General features: G+C 70.1%; 20 protein-coding genes and 1 tRNA gene. 12 read left to right on the top strand and 9 right to left on the bottom strand.

The features are described from left to right. Together ACE3PU_RS09030 and ACE3PU_RS09025 are read left to right on the top strand one after the other, a co-directional pair. Positions 1 to 677: FxLYD domain-containing protein (locus ACE3PU_RS09030; protein WP_374388893.1), on the top strand; the 677-nt coding region annotated here is incomplete at its 5' end. Continuing rightward, on the top strand, positions 670 to 1203 hold the full coding sequence (locus ACE3PU_RS09025; protein ID WP_374388891.1) for a phosphoribosyltransferase: 534 nt from the start codon (positions 670 to 672) through the stop codon (positions 1201 to 1203). The genes ACE3PU_RS09030 and ACE3PU_RS09025, both read left to right, overlap by 8 nt. Before the next feature lie 362 nt (positions 1204 to 1565). Here the strand turns inward: ACE3PU_RS09025 and lysA are convergent, their stop codons facing one another. From lysA to argH, 3 genes are read right to left on the bottom strand one after another with little or no spacing between them, the layout of a single operon-like run. Beyond that, positions 1566 to 2840, bottom strand: a complete 1275-nt coding sequence (gene lysA, locus ACE3PU_RS09020) for a diaminopimelate decarboxylase (RefSeq protein ID WP_374388889.1) — start codon at positions 2838 to 2840, stop codon at positions 1566 to 1568. Continuing rightward, positions 2841 to 3083, bottom strand: a complete 243-nt coding sequence (locus ACE3PU_RS09015; protein WP_374388887.1) for a hypothetical protein — start codon at positions 3081 to 3083, stop codon at positions 2841 to 2843. Next, complete coding sequence (gene argH / locus ACE3PU_RS09010; protein ID WP_374388885.1) at positions 3080 to 4519, bottom strand: argininosuccinate lyase; 1440 nt, start codon at positions 4517 to 4519, stop codon at positions 3080 to 3082. Before argH ends, ACE3PU_RS09015 begins: the two co-directional genes overlap by 4 nt. Here argH and ACE3PU_RS09005 point away from each other — a divergent pair. Continuing rightward, on the top strand, positions 4518 to 5201 hold the full coding sequence (locus tag ACE3PU_RS09005; protein ID WP_374388883.1) for a TlpA family protein disulfide reductase: 684 nt from the start codon (positions 4518 to 4520) through the stop codon (positions 5199 to 5201). The two genes, argH and ACE3PU_RS09005, sit on opposite strands and share 2 nt — an antisense overlap. An 8-nt stretch (positions 5202 to 5209) precedes the next feature. Here the strand turns inward: ACE3PU_RS09005 and ACE3PU_RS09000 are convergent, their stop codons facing one another. Beyond that, positions 5210 to 5515: a hypothetical protein gene (locus ACE3PU_RS09000; RefSeq protein ID WP_374388881.1), complete on the bottom strand. Its 306-nt coding sequence runs from the start codon at positions 5513 to 5515 to the stop codon at positions 5210 to 5212. 346 nt (positions 5516 to 5861) lie between these two features. Here ACE3PU_RS09000 and ACE3PU_RS08995 point away from each other — a divergent pair, with 346 nt between their 5' ends. Next, positions 5862 to 6155 (top strand): hypothetical protein, encoded by a 294-nt coding sequence (locus ACE3PU_RS08995; RefSeq protein ID WP_374388879.1) that lies wholly within the window; start codon positions 5862 to 5864, stop codon positions 6153 to 6155. A gap of 36 nt (positions 6156 to 6191) precedes the next feature. Here the strand turns inward: ACE3PU_RS08995 and ACE3PU_RS08990 are convergent. Continuing rightward, positions 6192 to 6268, bottom strand: a tRNA-Met gene (locus ACE3PU_RS08990). 182 nt (positions 6269 to 6450) lie between these two features. Between ACE3PU_RS08990 and ACE3PU_RS08985 the strand changes: the two genes are divergently transcribed. Together ACE3PU_RS08985 and ACE3PU_RS08980 are read left to right on the top strand one after the other, a co-directional pair. Next, positions 6451 to 7689: a PQQ-dependent sugar dehydrogenase gene (locus ACE3PU_RS08985; RefSeq protein WP_374388877.1), complete on the top strand. Its 1239-nt coding sequence runs from the start codon at positions 6451 to 6453 to the stop codon at positions 7687 to 7689. A gap of 32 nt (positions 7690 to 7721) precedes the next feature. Further along, positions 7722 to 7937, top strand: coding sequence for a hypothetical protein (locus ACE3PU_RS08980; protein WP_374388875.1), 216 nt, complete (start codon positions 7722 to 7724; stop codon positions 7935 to 7937). A 23-nt stretch (positions 7938 to 7960) separates the two neighbouring features. On the opposite strand, the gene ACE3PU_RS08975 is transcribed toward ACE3PU_RS08980, so the two are convergent. Beyond that, positions 7961 to 8542 carry a hemerythrin domain-containing protein gene (locus ACE3PU_RS08975; protein ID WP_374388873.1) on the bottom strand — a complete coding sequence of 194 codons (582 nt, stop codon included), beginning with the start codon at positions 8540 to 8542 and terminating at the stop codon, positions 7961 to 7963. Between the two features lie 246 nt (positions 8543 to 8788). Here ACE3PU_RS08975 and ACE3PU_RS08970 point away from each other — a divergent pair, with 246 nt between their 5' ends. Both ACE3PU_RS08970 and ACE3PU_RS08965 read left to right on the top strand, forming a co-directional pair. After that, positions 8789 to 9994, top strand: coding sequence for an acetyl-CoA C-acetyltransferase (locus ACE3PU_RS08970; protein ID WP_374388871.1), 1206 nt, complete (start codon positions 8789 to 8791; stop codon positions 9992 to 9994). 17 nt (positions 9995 to 10011) lie between these two features. Continuing rightward, complete coding sequence (locus tag ACE3PU_RS08965; RefSeq protein WP_374388868.1) at positions 10012 to 12204, top strand: 3-hydroxyacyl-CoA dehydrogenase NAD-binding domain-containing protein; 2193 nt, start codon at positions 10012 to 10014, stop codon at positions 12202 to 12204. Between the two features lie 81 nt (positions 12205 to 12285). On the opposite strand, the gene ACE3PU_RS08960 is transcribed toward ACE3PU_RS08965, so the two are convergent. Continuing rightward, positions 12286 to 14328 (bottom strand): S8 family peptidase, encoded by a 2043-nt coding sequence (locus ACE3PU_RS08960; RefSeq protein WP_374388895.1) that lies wholly within the window; start codon positions 14326 to 14328, stop codon positions 12286 to 12288. A 320-nt stretch (positions 14329 to 14648) separates the two neighbouring features. Next, positions 14649 to 15485, bottom strand: a complete 837-nt coding sequence (locus ACE3PU_RS08955) for an aldo/keto reductase (protein ID WP_374388866.1) — start codon at positions 15483 to 15485, stop codon at positions 14649 to 14651. 47 nt (positions 15486 to 15532) lie between these two features. On the opposite strand from ACE3PU_RS08955, the gene ACE3PU_RS08950 reads away from it, so the two are divergent. Continuing rightward, positions 15533 to 16492 carry an alpha/beta fold hydrolase gene (locus ACE3PU_RS08950; protein WP_374388864.1) on the top strand — a complete coding sequence of 320 codons (960 nt, stop codon included), beginning with the start codon at positions 15533 to 15535 and terminating at the stop codon, positions 16490 to 16492. Here ACE3PU_RS08950 and ACE3PU_RS08945 read toward each other — a convergent pair. Next, complete coding sequence (locus ACE3PU_RS08945) at positions 16489 to 17493, bottom strand: LLM class flavin-dependent oxidoreductase (protein ID WP_374388862.1); 1005 nt, start codon at positions 17491 to 17493, stop codon at positions 16489 to 16491. The genes ACE3PU_RS08950 and ACE3PU_RS08945 overlap by 4 nt on opposite strands. Positions 17494 to 17582: 89 nt before the next feature. Here ACE3PU_RS08945 and ACE3PU_RS08940 point away from each other — a divergent pair, with 89 nt between their 5' ends. The 3 genes from ACE3PU_RS08940 to ACE3PU_RS08930 all read left to right on the top strand — a co-directional run. Next, a complete protein-coding gene (locus ACE3PU_RS08940) occupies positions 17583 to 17933 on the top strand; it encodes a ribonuclease (protein WP_374388860.1) in 351 nt (116 codons plus the stop codon). A gap of 73 nt (positions 17934 to 18006) precedes the next feature. Next, positions 18007 to 18507: a hypothetical protein gene (locus tag ACE3PU_RS08935; RefSeq protein ID WP_374388858.1), complete on the top strand. Its 501-nt coding sequence runs from the start codon at positions 18007 to 18009 to the stop codon at positions 18505 to 18507. Next, positions 18504 to 19195: phosphatase PAP2 family protein (locus ACE3PU_RS08930; RefSeq protein ID WP_374388856.1), on the top strand; the 692-nt coding region annotated here is incomplete at its 3' end. The genes ACE3PU_RS08935 and ACE3PU_RS08930, both read left to right, overlap by 4 nt.

Genomic DNA, 19195 nt, shown 5'->3' with positions numbered 1-19195 from the left:
CGATGGCCAGCGTCTTCGTGGGCCTTCTGGCCTCGGCCTGGCTGTTCCGGGTCGAGGTCGTCGACGCCTTTCCGCGCGCGGCGGCCGCCTATGCGATGGTCGGGGCGCCGGTGAACCCGGTCGGCCTGGACTTCGAGGCCATGAGCGCGCGCGAGGCGCCGGACCGGCCCGGCATGGTTCTGGTGGCGGGCGCCCTGCGCAATGTGCGCGACGAGGAGATCGTCGCCCCGCCGGTGCGGGTGGCCCTGCTGGACGAACACGGCGCGGAAGTCGGTTTCCGGATCGTCCGCATCGACGCCGCGCCGGTCCTGCCCGGAAAGGTGCAGGGCTTCGCCGTTCTGATCCCGGATCCCGGCGGCCACGCCGCGGACATCGGCGTGAACTTCGCCGGCGGCGCGACAGCGTCCGAACCCGCGCACGGCCCGAAGCCCTCGCACGAGCAGGACCGTCCCGCCCCGGCCGATCATGGCGCAGCGCACGCCCCGACGCCCCGTGCGGCGCTGCAGACCGCCCACACGGCCTCGGATCACGCGCCAGCGACGGCCGAGGCGCGGGGCCTTCGCCCCGCCTCGGCGCCCGGCGTGGGCGGTCGCGGCGGCGCGCCGGTGGATGCGCGACCGATCCCGGTGGTGGACAGCGCACACGGGGAGGCGGTATCGGCCTCCCATCATGGCTGACACCTCCCCGACGCCGACCGTCCTGCTGCCCGAGGCGGAGATCGCCCGCATCGTCGCCGACCTGGCCCGGCGCATCGCGCCGGCGATCGACGACGACACCGTGGCGGCCGTGCTGCTGACCGGCGGCCTGTGGTTCGCCGCGGACCTGACGCGCGCCCTGGCCCGGGTCGGCCGGAACGTCCGCTTCGACGCCCTGTGGCTGGCCTCCTACGGCGACGACAAGACCAGCCGGGGCGCGATCGACGTCCGTGCGCCGTTCCAGCGGCCGATCGCCGGGCGGCGGGTGCTGATCCTGGACGACGTGTTCGACACCGGCCTGTCGCTGGCCGAGGCGGTCCGGATCGCGCGCGAGGGCGGGGCGTCCGAGGTGCTGACCTGCGTCTTCGCCCGCAAGCCCTGGCCCAGGCCCCGGGCGCCGGAGCCCGACTTCGTCGGCTGGGAGGCGCCGAACCGGTTCCTGGTCGGCTACGGCCTGGACCACGCCGGGGGGCTGCGCGGCCTGCCGGACATCTGCGCGCTGGACTGACCGTCCCCGGAGTCTCGCGTGACGTGAAAACGCGGGCGAGAAGGAAGGATGGGCCGGCCCTGATTCCCTAATCCGCCATCCAGGGCTGAGCATAGCGTAGAACCCGGAACCCAGGCCCGCCGTCACGCCGCCCGACTCGTCTCACGCCGGACGCAAGCCTCCGGGTTTCCGGGTTCGTCTTCCGGACGGCCCGGAAAGACGGAACGGGGCAATTTCGATGTCAAAGACCGGCGCCGTCTAAATCGGCTGTCTGGAGTCTAATCCAAGGGCCCGATCAGGCGCGTCGTTCCCGGGCGACGTCCCGACAGTCGCCGCCGCCCATGTCCCCGCTGTATCGAGACTATCGGTCCCGACAGTCCCGCTCAGAGCCAGTCGGCGAAGGGCTCGCGGTCGAGCATCTCCTCATAGGTCGGGCGCGGGCGGATGACGGCCCATTTGTCGCCGTCGACCAGGACCTCGGCGACCAGCGGACGGCTGTTGTATTCGCTGGCCATCACCGCGCCATAGGCGCCGGCGCCGGTGAAGGCGACCAGATCCTCGGCCTCCAGCACGGGCAGGGCGCGGTCGCGGGCGAAGGTGTCGCCGGTCTCGCACACCGGGCCGACCACGTCGTAGGGCCGGGCGGCGCCGGGACGTGGCCGCACGGGGACGATGTCGTGGAAGGCGTCGTAGAGGGCCGGACGCATTAGGTCGTTCATGGCCGCGTCCAGCACCAGGAACCGCCGGCCGTCGGAGCGCTCGGTCACCTGGATCACCTGGCTGACCAATACGCCGGCGTTGGCCGCCAGAAGACGGCCCGGCTCGAAGGCGGCCTCGACCTCCAGCCCGGCCAGAACGCGGGCGGCCATGGCGACATAGTCGGCGGGCGAGGGCGGCGCGGCGCCGCCGGCGTAGGGCACGCCCAGCCCGCCGCCCAGGTCCAGCCGGGTGACGGCGCAGCCCTGGCCGCGCAGCGTCAGCGTCATCTCGGCCAGGACGCGGAAGGCGGCCTCCAGCGGGGCCAGGTCGGTGATCTGGCTGCCGATATGGCAGGCCAGGCCCACGGGCGTCACATGGGGCGAGGCCGAGGCGCGGGCGTAGAGGGCCAGCGCCTCTTCGACCGGCACGCCGAACTTGTCGCCCTTGCCCCCGGTGGTGATCTTGGCGTGGCCGCCGGCGCCGATGTTCGGATTGACCCGCACGGCGACGGCCGGGCTGGCGTCCATGGCGGCGGCGATCTGGATCAGCCGGTCCAGTTCGGCGCCGGATTCGATGTTGATCTGGCGCACGCCGACGCCGATGGCGAAGGCCAGCTCCACGTCGGTCTTGCCCACGCCGGAGAAGATGATCCGCTCGGCCGGGATCCCGGCGGCCAGGGCGCGGCGGATCTCGCCCTCCGACACCGTGTCGGCCCCCGAGCCCAGCTTGGCCATGGTCGCCAGGACCGACAGGTTGGAGTTGGCCTTGACCGCAAAGGCGATCAGGGCCTCGCCCAGGGCGTCGCGGTGGGCGTCGGCGGCGGCGCGCAGCAGTCCGTAGTGCCGCTTAAGCGTGGCGGTGGAATAGACGTAGACGGGCGTGCCGACCTCGTCGGCGATGGTCTCCAGCGAGACGCCCTCGGCGCTGAGGACGCCGTCCTTCAGATCGAAATGGTGCAACTAGCGAGGCTCATTCTGGGCGGCGCCGGCGCCGATCGGATTGGTGGGGCCGCCGTCGATCGGCACGCTGCTGGACGGGCGGTTGACGGTGGCCGGCTCGGGCAGGGCGGGGGCGTTGCGGTCGCGCGGCGCACGCTCGGTCTCGCGACGCGGCGCCTCGAGGTCCGCCATTCGGCCGCAGCCGGCGGTCATGAGGGCGAGGGCGCCCAGGACGAGCAGGGACTTCTTGGCGGACGTGATCACAAGCGCTTACTCCAGTCGGCGATGCGCGCGCGGACCTGTTCCGGCGCGGTTCCCCCAAAGCTTTGACGGCTGGCGCAGGAGGCCTCGGGCGAGAGCACCTTGTAAACCGCTTCGGTGATCCCCGGCTCAAGTTCTCGCATTTCCTCCAGCGGCAGTTGCGCCAGGTCCACGCCCAGGGCCTCGGCCCGCTTGACCGCGGCGCCGGTGACGTGGTGCGCCTTGCGGAACGGCAGGTTCAGCTCGCGCACCAGCCAGTCGGCCAGGTCGGTGGCCGTCGAGAAGCCCGCGCCCGCTGCCGCCGCCATCCGCGCGGTGTTCGGCCGCAGGGCCGCGACCATGGCCGTCATCGCGTTCAGCGCCAGGTCCAGGGCGTCGAACGCCTCAAAGACCGGCGGCTTGTCCTCCTGCATGTCCTTCGAATAGGCCAGCGGCAGGCCCTTCATCACCGTGGACAGGGCGAGCAGCGACCCGATGATGCGGCCGGTCTTGGCCCGCACCAGCTCGGCGGCGTCGGGGTTGCGCTTCTGCGGCATGATCGACGAGCCGGTGGTCAGGTCGTCGGGCAGGGTCGCGAAGCCGAACATCGGGGTCATCCAGACCACGATCTCCTCGGCCAGGCGCGACAGGTGGCCGGCCGTGATCGAGGCGGCGGCCAGGCTTTCCAGCGCGAAGTCGCGGTCCGACACGGCGTCCAGCGAGTTGGCCATGGGCCGGTCGAAGCCCAGTTCCGCCGCCGTCATGTGGCGGTCGATGGGGAAGGGCGATCCGGCCAGGGCCGCGGCGCCCAGCGGGCTTTCGTTCATGCGGGCCCGCGCATCGGCGAAGCGGCCGGCGTCGCGGCCGAACATCTCCACATAGGCCATCAGGTGATGGCCCAGGGTCACCGGCTGGGCGGTCTGCAGATGGGTGAAGCCCGGCATCAGGTCGCCGGCGTGCTGCTCGGCGCGGGTCAGCAGCGCGGACTGAAGCGCCTTCAGCTGCGCCACGCTGCGGTCGCAGGCGTCGCGGACCCACAGGCGGAAGTCCAGCGCCACCTGGTCGTTGCGGCTGCGCGCCGTGTGCAGGCGGCCCGAGGGCTCGCCGATCAGTTCGTTCAGGCGCGCCTCCACATTCATGTGGATGTCCTCGAACTGATCGCGGAAGGGGAAGGTCCCGCCCACGATCTCGGCCTCGACGGCGTCCAGCCCGCCCAGGATGGCGTCGGCGTCGGCCTGCTGGATGATTCCCTGTCTGGCCAGCATGCGGCAATGGGCGCGCGATCCGGCCAGGTCCTGGGCCCACAGGCGCCGGTCCACGCCGATGGAGACGTTGATCGCCTGCATGATCTCGGCGGGGCGCGACGAAAAGCGTCCGCCCCACATGTCTTGACCCGCGGGCTTCAGGGGCGCAGTCGAACCGCCGTCAAGCGTGGCGTCGGAAGAGGTCTGGTCGGTCATGAGCGGCTCGAGGAAGGCGATCTGGGCGGTGGTCGGCGGGCTGGTGCTGGTCAGCACCGTCGCCGGCGTGGGAGGCGTGGCGATGTCGCTATACGCCAATCACCGCCGTGACGCGCAAGAGCAACCGGCCGATCCGGCCGCATCGGCCCCGAAAAGCGACCTGGCGCGCTTCGCCGTGGGGCCGCTGGCCGCGCTGGAGACGCCCGCCGCCACGCCGGCGGCGCCCGACTATGTGTTCCGCGACCACCACGGCACGGCGGTGCGGTTCGACGCCTTCCGCGGCAAGGTCGCCGTGGTCAATCTGTGGGCCATGTGGTGCGCGCCGTGCCGTGAGGAGATGCCGACGCTGGCGGCGCTGGCGCGGCGCTATTCGGACCGGGAGGACATGATCGTCCTGCCCGTCAACGTCGATGCGACGCCGCAGGCGGTGAACGAGGCCAAGACCTTCATCGACGCGCACCGGCCGCTGCCCTTCTACAGCGACACGCGTTTCCAGCTGCCGTTCGAGTTTCCGGGCAAGGGCAAGATGCCGCAGACGGTGCTGCTGGACCGGCAGGGCCGCATCCGCGCCGCCCTGTCGGGCGAGGCGGACTGGGACGGGCCCGAGGCGCGGGCGCTGATCGACGCCCTGCTGGCGGAAGGCGCCCCGGCGGCCGCCAGGGACGCAGCCGCCGCCGGCTGAGCGCGGCCTCAGTTGGCGGGGACGCGCTGGTCCGTCGCGGGATCGATGGCGCCGGGACGGCCCTCGGCGGCCGCCTCGGACTGGTTCTCTTCCAGCTCGCCCGCGACCTTTCCGGCTCCGCTCTCGACCGCCTGGGCGGCCTTCATGGCGCCGGCCTCCAGCACCTCGCCCGCGCGGGCGGCGGCGTCCTGGGCCTGATCGCCGGCGGCCTCGGCCTGAACCTCGGCGCGGTCCTGTTCGGTCTCGGTGCAGGCCACGGTCCCCAGCGACAGAGCGGCGACGGCGGCGAGGACGGTTCGGGCGCGCAGGCTCATGTGAAATCTCCGGTCAAGGTCGGGCTTGGCCGTTGAACGCGGAGATTCGGCGGAGGTTGCCGGCGCTATGAGATGAAGAGGCCGGCCATCGCCACGCCGAAGCCGATCAGGATGCCGATCGCCGAGGCGCGGCGATCGTCCCGATCGTCAAAAGCACCGTGAGCGCCCGGTCGTCGCCGTCATGGGCCTATTCTGGCGTGACCGATATCGAGGCGTCGAGCCCCATGGTGGATGTCGCGCGCCTCCAAGACGCTGGAACGGCGCGGGGGCGCTTTTCGATGGACGAAGGCCGGGATTGTGGAGAATGCTCCTGTCGACATACCATCGGCATGCAAAGGAGCCGCTCATGATCGTTCTCGCGCTGATGCTGGCGCTCGCCGGCCAAACGACCTCTCTGCCGACCCCTGTGGAGGACCGGACCCCTTCGACCACCGCGGTCCGCCTCTCTGCGACCGCGCCCGCGCCCACTGCGGCTGAAGAACGCCAGGCGGGCCGCCGCCTGGTTTGCCGCAATGAGAATGTCACCGGCTCCCGCTTCCCGGTTCGGCGGTGCCGTCCCGCTGAACTGACGCCGCAAGAGCAAGCCCTGGCGGCCGACCAGCTGCGCCGTCAGCAGACCATAGCCTGGTCCCCGGAATAATCGCGGCGGCGCTTCATGCGCCAGTTTCGGAGGTTTTGGTGGCTGGAGGCAGGATCGAACTGCCGACCTGTGGGTTATGAATCCACCGCTCTAACCATCTGAGCTACCCAGCCGCCGGGCCCCGCGCGGGCAAGCCGGCGCGAAGGGAGGCGTGCCTATATCGCCGTCGGGCGTCGGGTTCAAGTCGTCTCGGCGCAATGGATGCGGCGATCGGGCGCGGGACGGCTGGACGCGCGGGCGGTAACGCTGGAAACATGCCGGTCGCGTTGCGCGCCTTCCCGACTGGAGACCCAAGATGCGCCTGATCCTCGCCGCTGCTTCCACCTCCCTCCTGGTCCTCGCCGCCGCCTGCGGCGCGAACGGAGAAACCGGCGGTTCGGACAGCGCGCCGGCGGGCGCGCCGCTGGAGACGCGGCCGGCCAACGGCGCGAACCAGCAGCCGGCCTTCGCCGGCCAGACGCGCGCGCCGGGAGTGCGGACCGAGCGGGCGATCAGCCACACCGTGGTCGCGTCGGGGCTGGAGCATCCGTGGGGTCTGGCCGCATTGCCGGACGGACGGTGGCTGGTGACGGAAAAGCCGGGTCGGCTGAGGATCGTCACGGGCCAGGGCACGATCGGCGCGCCGGTTCAGGGCCTGCCGCCGGTGGACGCGCGGGGCCAGGGCGGCCTGCTGGACGTGGTCGTCGGGCCCGACTTCGCGCGCGACCGCATGATCTACTGGAGCTATGCCGAGCCGCGCGAGGGCGGAAACGCCACCTCGGTCGCGCGCGGCCGGCTGTCGGGGACCGGCAACCGGGTGGACGACGTCCAGGTCATCTTCCGCGCCCTGCCGACCTATGACGGCGACAAGCATTTCGGGTCTTCGCTGGCCTTCGACCCGGCGGGACGCCTGTTCATCACGCTGGGCGAGCGTTCGGACCGACCGATGCGGCCGCAGGCGCAGGACCTGGGCTCGCACATGGGCAAGACCATCCGCATCAACGCCGACGGCTCGGTTCCGCAGGACAATCCGTTCGTGGGACGCGACGGCGCCCGGCCCGAGATCTGGAGCCTGGGGCACCGGAACGTGCAGGGGATCGCGGTCCAGCCGGGCACCGGGGCGATCTGGACGATCGAGCACGGCACGCGCGGCGGCGACGAGGTCAATCTGGACAAGGCCGGGCTGAACTACGGCTGGCCCGACGTGGCCTATGGCGTCGAATACGCCGGCGGGCCGATCAACGCCGGCGTGACGCAGAAGGCGGGGACCGAGCAGCCGGTCTATTACTGGGATCCGGTGATCGCGCCGGGCGGCGCGACCTTCTATCAGGGCACGATGTTCCCCGAATGGGACGGGAACCTGCTCGTCGCCGGCCTGGGCGGCCAGCACATCGCCCGGCTGGTCATCGAGAACGACCGCGTGATCGGTGAGGAGCGGCTTCTGGGCGACCTCGGCGCGCGGGTGCGCGACGTGGCCGTCGGGGCGGACGGCGCCGTGTGGGCGATCACCGACGAGGACGACGGCAAGCTGGTCAGACTGGCGGCGGCGCGGTAGTCTGCGACGGGGGCTGTTTCAGGGAGTACGCCATGCGCGTCATGCTTTCGTTCGCCGTCCTCGCGCTTCCCCTCGTGGCCGGATGCGCCACCGGCGAGGGCGCCAGCCGCTATCAGGTCGAGATGGATCGCCTTCAGGCTCAATGCACCGAGCGGGACGGCATTCTCCAGCCGACGGGCTCCCAGTCCGGCCAGCCTGCGCGCGACTATGCCTGCGTCATCCGGGGCGGGGCCAGCCGCCTGAACTGACGGCTGGCCGGGCGCGCTGAAGCTTATCGCAGCGCGCCCATGTCGTCCGCCGGGCGGGACGGCGCGATCGGTTCGTCGGCCAGGGCGCTGTCGACGTCGTCGCCTTGGAAGGTGCGGGTTTCGGCGGGAATTTCCGGGTGGCCCTTCAGCTCGGCCGTGGCGGTCTTCTTGCGGGCGCGCATCTGATCGGCCAGGGCGTCCATGTCGAGGCCAGCCGCGCGGGCCTGGCTGAACATGCCTTCGGAGCGCTTCTCCTCCTCCTCGACATGGTGCTCGATCATTTCGGACAGCACCTTGACCTTGGCGTCGTAGAAGGCCTCGTCCGGACCGCCGGCCTCGATCTCGTTGATCAGCGTCTTGGCGGCGTCGTGCTCGACATAGGCCTCATTAAGATCGGAGTCGTCGATCTGGCCGCGACAGGCCGGATAGAAGATCTCCTCTTCGATGATGGTGTGCACCTTCAGCTCCAGGCAGGCCTGTTCGGCCAGCTTCTGCTTGCGGTCCTTGCCGCTGGCCTTCTCGAACTGCTCGAAGATGTCCTCCACCTTGCGGTGGTCGGCCTTCAGCATGGCGATGGCGTCCATCTCTTCATAGGTCTGGGGCATGGGAGTCCTCCTTGGCGTTGCGAAGGCGGAAAGCCGTCAGGCCGGCCGGCGTTCCCACGGCTCAGCTAGGTGAGAGTCGTTCTTCTCTGCACGCAATCGCACCCTGCCACCGATGCCGGGCAGGCGCGTTGTCTCGTCCGCGGCCTCGGCCCTGGCGTCGCATCACGCGGCTTCTTACTTGACGTTGACGTAAACGTAGGGTTCTTGGCGGCAGGCGAGGAATCCGTCCTCAAAGGAGACGCACCCATGGCTGACGCCTATATCTTCGACGCCGTCCGCACGCCGCGCGGCAAGGGCAAGAAGGACGGTTCGCTGCACGAGGTCACCGGCCTGAGCCTGGCGACCCAGGTGCTGGAGGCCCTGCGCGATCGCAACGATCTGGACACCTCCAAGGTCGACGACGTCATCCTGGGCTGCGTCACGCCCGTAGGCGAACTGGGCGCCGACATCGCCCGCACGGCGGTGCTGTCGGCGGGCTGGTCGCAGGACACGGCCGGCGTGCAGATCAACCGCTTCTGCGCCTCGGGCCTGGAAGCCGTGAACATGGCCACCGCCAAGGTGAAGTCCGGCGAGGCCGACTTCGCCGTCGGCGGCGGCGTCGAGGTCATGAGCCGCGTGCCCATGGGCTCGGACATGGGCGCCTGGCCGACCGATCCGGCCGCAGCCTTCCCGACCTACTTCGTGCCGCAAGGCGTCTCGGCCGACATGATCGCGACCAAATACGGCTTCAGCCGCGACGACGTGGACGCCTATTCGGTCGAGAGCCACAAGCGCGCGGCCAAGGCCTGGGCCGAGGGCCGGTTCAAGAATTCGGTCATCGGCGTCAAGGACCAGCTGGGCCTGACGATCCTGGATCACGACGAGACCATTCGCCCGAATACGGACATGCAGGCCCTGGGCGGTCTGAATCCGTCGTTCGCCATGATGGGCGAAATGGCCTTCGACAGCGTGATCAACCAGCGCTACCCCGAGGTCGAGCGCGTCAACCACGTCCACACGCCCGGCAACTCGTCCGGCATCGTCGACGGTTCGGCCGGCGTCCTGATCGGCTCGCTGGAGGCCGGTCAGGCCCTGGGCCTGAAGCCGCGCGCCAAGATCCTGGGCGGCGCCTCGATCGGTTCGGAGCCGTCGATCATGCTGACGGGGCCGGAGTATGTGACCCGCAAGCTCCTGGGCAAGCTGGGCATGACCCCCGACGACATCGACCTGTGGGAGCTGAACGAGGCCTTCGCCGCCGTCGTGCTGCGCTACATGCAGGCCCTGAACATCGACCACGCCAAGATGAACGTGAACGGCGGCGGCATCTCGATGGGCCACCCCCTGGGCGCCACCGGCGCCATGATCACCGGCATCGCGCTTGACGAGCTGGAACGCTCGAACAAGTCGACCGCCCTGATCACCCTGTGCATCGGCGGCGGCATGGGCACCGCCACCGTCATCGAACGCGTCTGATCCGGGAGCTAATGAACATGGAAAACTTCAAGATCGACGTCGACGCCGATGGCGTCGCTACGATTGTCTTCGACGTGCCGGGCCGTTCGATGAACACCCTGACCTCCTCGGTGATGAAGGAAATCCCCGAACTGGTCGAACGCATCAAGACCGACGAGGCCATCAAGGGCGCCGTCATCACCTCGGGCAAGGCGTCGGGCTTCTGCGCCGGCGCGGACCTGGGCGACATGGCCGGCGGCGTGCTGTCGGGCGGCGGCGACCTGCAGAAGGCGTTCGACGCCGGCTGGGCGCTGAACGGCGCCTTCCGCGCGCTGGAGACCTCGGGCAAGCCGATCGCGGCGGCGATCAACGGCCTGGCGCTGGGCGGCGGGCTGGAGTTCACCCTGGCGACCCACTACCGGGTGGTCGAGAACGACAACAAGATCCAGCTGGGCCTGCCCGAGATCAAGGTCGGCCTGTTCCCCGGCGGCGGCGGCACCCAGCGCCTGACGCGCCTGATCGGCGTCCAGGCGGCCATGATGGCGATGAGCGAGGGCAAGTCCTTCCGCCCGAACGACGCCAAGGGCGCGGGCATCGTCCATGAGGTGGTGGAGAAGGGCCAGTCGGTCGAGGCCGCCAAGGCCTGGATCAAGAACGGCGGCAAGGCCGTGCAGCCGTGGGACGACAAGTCGTTCAAACTGCCCGGCGGCGGCCCCTATCACCCGGCCGGCATCCAGAACTTCATGGTCGGCAACGCCATGCTGCGCAAGCAGTCCTACGGCAACTATCCGGCCGTGGTGAACCTGATGAAGGCCGTCTACGAAGGCACGCAGGTGCCGATGGACGCGGCCCTGCGCATCGAGACCCGCTACTTCATCAAGACCCTGATGACGCCGCAGGCGCAGGCGATGATCCGGTCGCTGTTCCTGTCCAAGCAGGAGCTGGACAAGGGCGCGGTGCGCCCCAGTGGCGTGCCGAAGTCGGATCCCAAGAAGGTCTCGGTTCTGGGCGCGGGCATGATGGGCGCGGGCATCGCCTATGTGCAGGTCATGGCCGGCATCGAGACGGTGTTGATCGACCAGACCCAGGAAGCCGCCGACAAGGGCAAGGCCCACGTCGAGGAACTGCTGAAGAAGCGCCTGTCGCGCGGTCAGATGACGCAGGAGAAGTTCGACGCCACCCTGGCCCTGGTCACGGCGACGACCGACTATGACCACGTCAAGGGATCGGACCTGGTGGTCGAGGCCGTGTTCGAAAGCCGCGAGATCAAGGCCGACGTCACCAAGAAGGCCGAGGCCCAGCTGGTTGAGGGTGCCGTGTTCGGCTCCAACACCTCGACCCTGCCGATCACCGGCCTGGCCGAGGCCTCGGTGCGGCCCGAGGACTTCATCGGCATCCACTTCTTCTCGCCCGTCGACAAGATGATGCTGGTCGAGATCATCCTGGGCGAAAAGACCGGCGAGGCGGCGATCGCCAAGGCGCTGGACTATGTGCTGAAGATCAAGAAGACCCCGATCGTCGTCAACGACAGCCGCGGTTTCTACACCTCGCGCTGCTTCTCCACCTTCCTGATGGAAGGCATGGCGATGCTGGAGGAGGGCTACGGCCCGGCGCTGATCGACAACGTCGGCCGCATGACCGGCATGCCGCGCGGCCCGCTGGAGATGCACGACGACGTCGCCCTGGACCTGTCCTACAAGATCGCCAAGCAGACCAAGGCCGACCTGGGCGACAAATACGTCCCCAACGAGGGCGAGCAGATCGTCGCCACCATGGTCGAGGGCGGGCGCTTCGGCCGCAAGAACGGCAAGGGCTTCTACGACTATGAGCAGAAGCCCAAGACGCTGTGGAAGGGCCTGGCCGAGCTGGCGCCGAGGACCAAGGGCATCGACAAGCCGGAAGAGCCGACCGCCTTCGCCCAGATCGACGAGCTGAAGACGCGCCTGCTGTATCGCCAGGCCGTCGAGGTGGCCCGCTGCTGGGAAGAGGGCGTCATCGACGACCCGCGCGAGGCGGACCTGGGCGCCATCCTGGGCTGGGGCTTCGCGCCCTGGACCGGCGGCCCGATCAGCATGATCGACGGCATCGGCCTGGCCAAGTTCGTCGAGACGGCGGACCGTCTGGCCGCGACCTACGGCGACCGCTTCAAGGTCCCGCAGCTGCTGCGCGACATGGCGGCCAAAAACGAGACCTTCTACGGCAAGTTCGCGTCGGAGAAGAAGGCGGCCTGATCGCCCGGCGACCAGGGGCCCATTTCAGGCATGAGGGAGGGGCTGGGCCAACCAGCCCCTCTTTTCATGTCCGGGCCTCGGTCAGAAGGTGCGACGCCAGGCCCCGATCAGCGCCACGGCGGGCGCGGCGTTCGCCACATGCCGGGACTCCCGGCTGGCCACGCCGGTCACCGTCAGGGTCGATCCATCCGCGAGGCGGCGTCGCGCCCCCAGGGTGAAATCGATCTGGCGGCCGCTTGGCGTGGCCGAGAAGGTGCGCCGCGAGAAGGTCAGGGGGTCGAAATAGTCGACCGGCACGTCCGCGAGATAGGCGGAGAAGACGCCCCTCTCCACGCGCAGCGGCTGGGACACGGTGAAGCTGAGCTGATCGCACAGGGCGCGACAGTCGCCCAGAATACCGATCCGCCAGTTCGAACTGATCGCCGCGCGATCCATCGTCAGGAAGCGGCCGTCCATATCGGTGCTTGCAAGGCCGCCCTCGCCGATCAGACGCGCCCAGCGGCTCAGGCGCCAGTCGCCGCCCAGGGCGTAGAAGGTGGTCTGAGCCGGCATGGCGAAGTCCGAGCTGGACGGCATGAAGGCGCCCAACGGCCCCAGGCGTTCGTCGAGCTGGCCGACGCTGAACGCCAGGCCGCCTTCGTGACCCCGCCAGGCCAGGCTGGCGCGCGTGTAGGTCGAGGCGTCCTCCTCGACCTGGCGCAACGGCATGCGGCGATCGCCGCCGCCATTCTCCGCCGAGAACGCGAGGGAGCCGAGGCGCACCACGCCGCGCACGGCATGGTCGGCCTGGGCCAAGGCCGCGAAGTCGTCGCCGGCGCCGCTCTCGAACGGCGAGGCGGCGCCGCCGCGACCCTGCCAGGCGGAAAAGCCCAACCGGCCCATCTCGAAGGCGACCATCGCCTCCTGTCGCGGTTCGTCGCCCAGCCAGGGTTGGCGCGTCAGATCGTACCGGGGCGCGATCGGCTCGGGCGTCGCCTGCGGCAAGGACGCAATCAGGTTGAGACGACCCCCGCCCGGGATGGTCATCGACTGGGTGGCGGTTCGGCTGGGCTCGAACGGCGCCGCCTGATAGGAGCGTTCTGGGGCGGTGGGATAGGCCGAGCCGAGGTTGACGGCGAACATGCGCTTATAGGCGTCGAATAGGACCGTCTTGAGGGCGTCCTGTCGGGCGAAGGCGTCTCCGAATGCGCCGCCGATGAAGCTGCCGGGCTCCTGCTCGGCTATGATCGAGGTCCCGTCGGACAAGCGCGTCATGCTGGCGCCGACCGGGGCGAAGGCCCGCTGCAGATCGAGCAGGCCGCGGCCGTAGACGATGTCGGGCCCCGCGTCGCCGGCGTCCCGGGCCGTGTCGATGAGGATCGCGAGCGCCTGACGCGCGCTCAGGTTTGGGAAGGCGTCCAGCAGCAGGGCCAGGGCGCCGGCCACGTGCGGCGCTGAGAAGGACGTGCCGTTGACGCGATAACAGATCGTTCCGTTACAGCCGGTCAGGACGTCTTCCCCCGGCGCGGATATGTAGGCGGTCTGCGTGACGCCCGCGCGGTTCGAGAAGTCGGACATGACGTCCTGGACGTTGTGAGATCCGACGGCGATCACGGATCCGGCGAAGCGCGGATCGACGGCGTAGCGCGCCGGCCAGCCCGGGTTGCTTTCGCCGTCATTTCCGGACGAGGCCACGATCACGGCGCCGGCGTTCACGGCCCTCAGAAGGGCGGCTTCGAAGGCGGCCCCCAGCCGCCCTTCGCCGCCGAGCGACATGTTGATGATCTTGACGCCGTTGTCGACCGCGTAATCCAGCGCGCGGACGAGATCCGAACTGGAGAAGCAGACTTCGGTGTTCTCGTCGTCGCAGTCGGAGACGTCGGCTCGAATGGACAGGATGGTCGACTGATAGGCGACGCCGATCGTGCCCAATCCGTTGAAATTCGACGCAATGACGCCGGAAACCAAGGTGCCGTGGCTGTCGTCGGCCACATAGGGCGTGTTCCGGCCGGCCACCACGTCGATGGAGGCTGCGGAGATCCGGCCCTGAAGGTCGGCCTGGGTCGAGCTGATCCCGGAATCGACCACGGCGACGGTCACGCCGTTTCCGGTCGCGCCGTCTTCCCACGCCGCCTCGGCGTTCATGTTCGCCAAGCCATAGTTCCGAAGGTACTCGGAGGAGGTGACGGACGGCGGCGGCGGCGGAGGAGGCGGCGGCGGAGGAGGTGGTGGCGGCGGTGGCGGTGGCGGTGGCGGTGGCGGTGGTGGCGGAACGACGCCGCCGCTCCCCGCGCCGCCACCGCCCCCTCCGCCGCATCCCGCAAGAGGAAGAACAAGCAAGGCCAGGCCCAGGCCAAGAACCTTGGCGATGTTCGTTTCGCTCATCTCCGCGCTCCAACTACTCAGCCGCGAGCCTAGACTGAGTTCTACACGTTAAAGATTTAACGCGAGAGAAGACCAGATATCTAGATGATGTCCAGCGGCGTTTCGTGTGTCGGGGGCGGGAAGGCGTGGTCCAGCCGCTCGAGGTCCTCGGCGTCGAACCGGATGTCCAGCGCGTCCGCGTTCGCTTCCACATGTTCGACCGACGAGGCCTTGGGAATGGCGATGACGCCGTCGTGACGCAGGACGGCCGCCAGGGCGACCTGAGCGGGCGAGGCGTCGTGGCGGTTGGCGATGTCCACGATCAGAGGGTGCTCCAGCAGACCCCCGCGCCCCAGCGGCGAATAGGCCATCATCGGCATGTCGCGCGCCTGCATCCAGGGCAGCAGGTCGAACTCCACCCCGCGCGAGCCCAGGTTGTAGAGCAGCTGGTTGGCGGCGCAGTCGTTTCCGCCGTCGATGTCGACCAGCCGCTCCATCGTACGAAGGTCCAGGTTGGACACGCCCCAGCGGGCGATCATCCCCTCGTCCACCAGCTCCTGGAAGGCGTCGACGGTCTCTTCCAGCGGCACACGGCCTTCCCAGTGCAGCAGGTAGAGGTCGATCCGGTCGACGCCCAGCCGTTCCAGCGACTTCTCGCAGGCCAGCATCATCTTCATCTCGGAGGCGTTTTCCGGCTTCACCTTGGAGACCAGGAAGACCTCGTCGCGGCGCCCGGCGATGACCTCGCCCACCAGGCGTTCCGAGCGGCCGTCGCCGTACAGCTCGGCCGTGTCGATCAGGGTCATGCCCAGATCGATGCCGCGCGCCAGCGCCGCCTGCTCGGCGTCGCGGCGGGCGGGATCGTCGCCGATCTCCCAGGTGCCTTGGCCCAGGGCGGGGACGGTCGTACCGTCGGCGAAGGTGACGAGGCGGGTCATGTCCGTCCTAATGCATGAGCGGCGAAAAGGCCGCCCGGAGGTTGGCGATGCAGACGCGGCTTATCAAGACCGACGGCCTGACCCAGCAGGTTCTGGAGGCGGGCGAGGGGCCGCTGGTGCTGCTGATCCACGGCTTTCCCGAGCTGGGCGTCAGCTGGCGCGCCCAGGTCGAGGCCTTGGCGGCGGCGGGTTACCGGGCCGTGGCCCCGGACATGCGCGGCTATGGCGGGACCGACAAGCCGGACGGCGTGGAGGCCTATTCGATCCTGCATCTGGTCGGCGACATGGTCGATCTGGTGCGGGCGCTGGGCGAGGATGGCTGCGTCGTGGTCGGTCACGACTGGGGCGCGCCGGTGGCCTGGCACTGCGCGCTGCTGAGGCCGGACGTCTTCACCGCCGTGGCGGGGCTGTCGGTGCCGTTCCAGCCGCGTCGGCCGAAGGGGCCGCCCACCGCCGCCATGGCCGCGATCTCCAAGCGCGCGGGGCTGGGCGAGCTCTACATCAACCGGTTCCAGGCGCCCGACGCGCACCAGGCGCTGGACGCCGATCCGGCGATGACGCTGAGGAAGCTGTTCTTCGCCTATGACGGGGCGACGCCGGCGGACCGGCGCTCGACCGGCTTCATGCCCGAGGGGGTGTCCCTGCTTGAGTCCATCGACGATGCGGCGACGTCCCCGCCGTGGATGACGCCGGCCCATTTCGCGGAATATGTCGCCGCCTTCACGGCGGGCGGGTTCGACGGGCCGCTGAACTGGTATCGGGCGCTGGACGGCAACTGGGCCCTGACGGCCTTCCTGCAGGGCCAGAAGATCGGCCAGCCGGCGCTGTTCGTGGTCGGCGAGAACGATCCCGTGCGCCATTACGCCGGTCAGCACGAGGAAGGCCTGAAGGACTGGGTCCCGAACCTGACGCGCTCGGTGGTCGTGCCCGGCGCGGGCCACTGGATCCAGCAGGAACGCGCCGCCGAGGTGAACGCCCTGCTGCTGGAGTTCCTGGCGAGGCTTTAGGCGGCCTCGGCCCGGCTGAGCTGCTCATGGACATCGGCGACGATCTCGAGGGATCGGACGCGGGCGGCGTTGTCGAACATCATGCCGGTGACCATCAGTTCGTCCACGCCGGTCAGGGCGATGAAGTCGGCGATCTGGGTCTTGACCGTCTCCGGCCCGCCGACGGCCGAATAGATAAGGCGGCTCTTGGCGCCGGCGATCTGCTGGGGCGTCAGCACCGCCTGGATGTCGTCGACCGGGGGCGGCAGCTTGCCCGGCTTGCCGGTGGTCAGGCGCGCGAAGCTCTGCTGCATCGATGTGGACAGGCGCACGCCTTCGGCGTCCGTATCGGCGGCGAAGACGTTGATGGCGGCCATGGCGTGCGGCTTGGACAGCCGGTCGGACGGCGTGAACTCGCGCCGGTACAGGGCCAGGGCCTCCAGCAGCAGTTCGGGCGCGAAATGGCTGGCGAAGGCGTAGGGCAGGCCCAGCTGTCCGGCCAGCTGGGCGCTGAACAGGCTGGAGCCCAGGAGCCAGATCGGCACGCGCAGGCCGGCGCCGGGAACGGCGCGGACGGGCTGGTGCTCGGCGGCCGGTTCGAACCACTGGATCAGCTCGACGACGTCGCGCGGGAACTGGTCGGCGGCCTCGAAATAGCGGCGCAGCGCGCGGGCGGTGGCGCCGTCGGTGCCGGGCGCGCGGCCCAGGCCCAGGTCGATCCGGTCCGGAAACAGGGTCGCCAGGGTGCCGAACTGTTCGGCGACGACCAGCGGCGCATGGTTGGGCAGCATGATCCCGCCCGAACCGACGCGGATACGCCGGGTGCCCGCCGCGACGTGGCCGATGACGATGGCGGTCGCGGCGCTGGCGATGCCGGGCATGTTGTGGTGCTCGGCCAGCCAGAAGCGCTCATAGCCCAGCCGGTCGGCGGCCTGGGCCAGGGTCAGGGTTTCGTCGAGGGCGCGGCGGGCGTCGCCGCCTTCGACGATGGGCGAAAGGTCGAGGACTGAAAACGGGATCATGGCCGTTAGATCGGGGCTGTCGGCGTCGGATCAAGGGGAACCGCAACCGCGTCTGCGACTTTGACTCGGCTGAACCCCAGGAGCGCGCGATGACCGACCAGCCCCCCAAGACGCCTGTCGACAATGAAGACGCCCGCGAGGCGGCCGACATGGGCGAGAAGCCGGACCTGGGCCACCGGGCCGACGCATTGATCGAGGCCCTGGACGGGACCGATTCGGGGTCCGACACCCGCTCCGGCTCCCTGAGGGGCGGGTCGGCCAGCGGATCGGACGACGATCCCGACTCGGCGCAAATCAACCGGACCCTTGCGGAGGAGGGGCGGGCCTCTGCGGATCCCGAATCACCGTCGGACGTCGGTCCCGACGCCGTCGAGGGCTCGGGGCGCAGCTTCGAGGGCGAGGCCGCAGAGCCGGCCGAGGGCGGGCGCGGCGCGGATTGAGCCCGCCGCCTTGCTGCCGCCGCACGGAGGCGCCACGGTGGCGCTTCGACCAGGGCCAGGGGATGCTCGCCTGATGATACGCCGACTGGCGGCCTCGGCCGCCTTCCTGACGCTTAGCCTCGCCGGGTGCGATCGCGCCGCCCAGCCCGCCGAATCCGTCACCGAAACCACAGCCGCGCCGGCGCCCGAACCGTCGGTCGCGCCGCCCGCGCCGGCGCCGACGACCACGCCGGTCGCTGCAGGCGACGGGACCGCAGCCGCGCCGGGCGCGCCGAGCTTCGCCTTGCTCTATCCCGGTGCGACCGCCGACACGCCGGCCGTCATCGCCAGCGGCGAGGCGGGAGAGGGCGGCATGGTCACCTTCCGCACCGACGCCTCGCCCGACGAGGTGATCGCCTATTACCGCGAACAGGCCGCCCAGGCGGGGCTGCGTCCGGTCATGGGCATGAACCAGGGCGACGCCCGCGCGTACGGCGCCGCCGACGGCGAACCGGACGGGGCCAAGCTGCAGGTCGTGGCGGCGCCCTCCGAAGGGACGACATCGGTCCAGCTGAGCTGGAGCGAGGGCCGGTGAAGGCCTGGGGCGTCGGCGGGGCGCTTGCGGGCGCCTTGGCGCTGACCGCCTGCCTCTCGACCCCCGCGCATCCGCCCGCGATCGCCGAAAGCACGATCGGCTACCTTTCGCAGGCCGAACTGATCCGGCTGGCCGAGGCGGTTACGCCCCCGCCCGCGCCGGGGTCGGCTGCGGACCTCGCGGACAAGGCGGCCTCGGCCCGCTACGTCGCGCTGGAGGACAGCGACCGGTGGCTGCTGGCGATCGCGCACGCCGAACTTCGGCCGCCGCTGGCCCTGCAGCATTTCGACTGCGCCCTGGACGTGCGGCTGGGATCGGCGAAGACGCCCACGCTGGACCGGCTGATGGCGCGGGTCTTCCATGACGCCAACATGGTGGCCGAGCGCGTCAAGGCGCAGGCGGCGCGGCCCCGGCCGGTCGGCGACGACCCCGAACGCCGCGCCTGCCAGACGCTGAATGCGGCGGGGCGCGCCGGCGCATCCTATCCGTCGGGCAGCGCCGCCGTGGCGACCGCCTACGCCGGGGCCCTGGCGGTGCTGGAGCCGGATCGGGCGGCTGGCGTCAACATGATCGGTCACGAGATCGGCGTCAGCCGGATGATCTGCGCCATGCACTATCCCAGCGACGTCGCGGCGGGCGAGGCGATCGGGCGCGCCGTGGTCGCCCGGATCGCGGCGACGCCGGCCTT

Source organism: Brevundimonas sp. (assembly GCF_041911375.1).
In the GTDB taxonomy this organism is placed as follows: Bacteria; Pseudomonadota; Alphaproteobacteria; order Caulobacterales; family Caulobacteraceae; genus Brevundimonas.
This window is presented reverse-complemented; position numbering and strand designations above follow the sequence as displayed.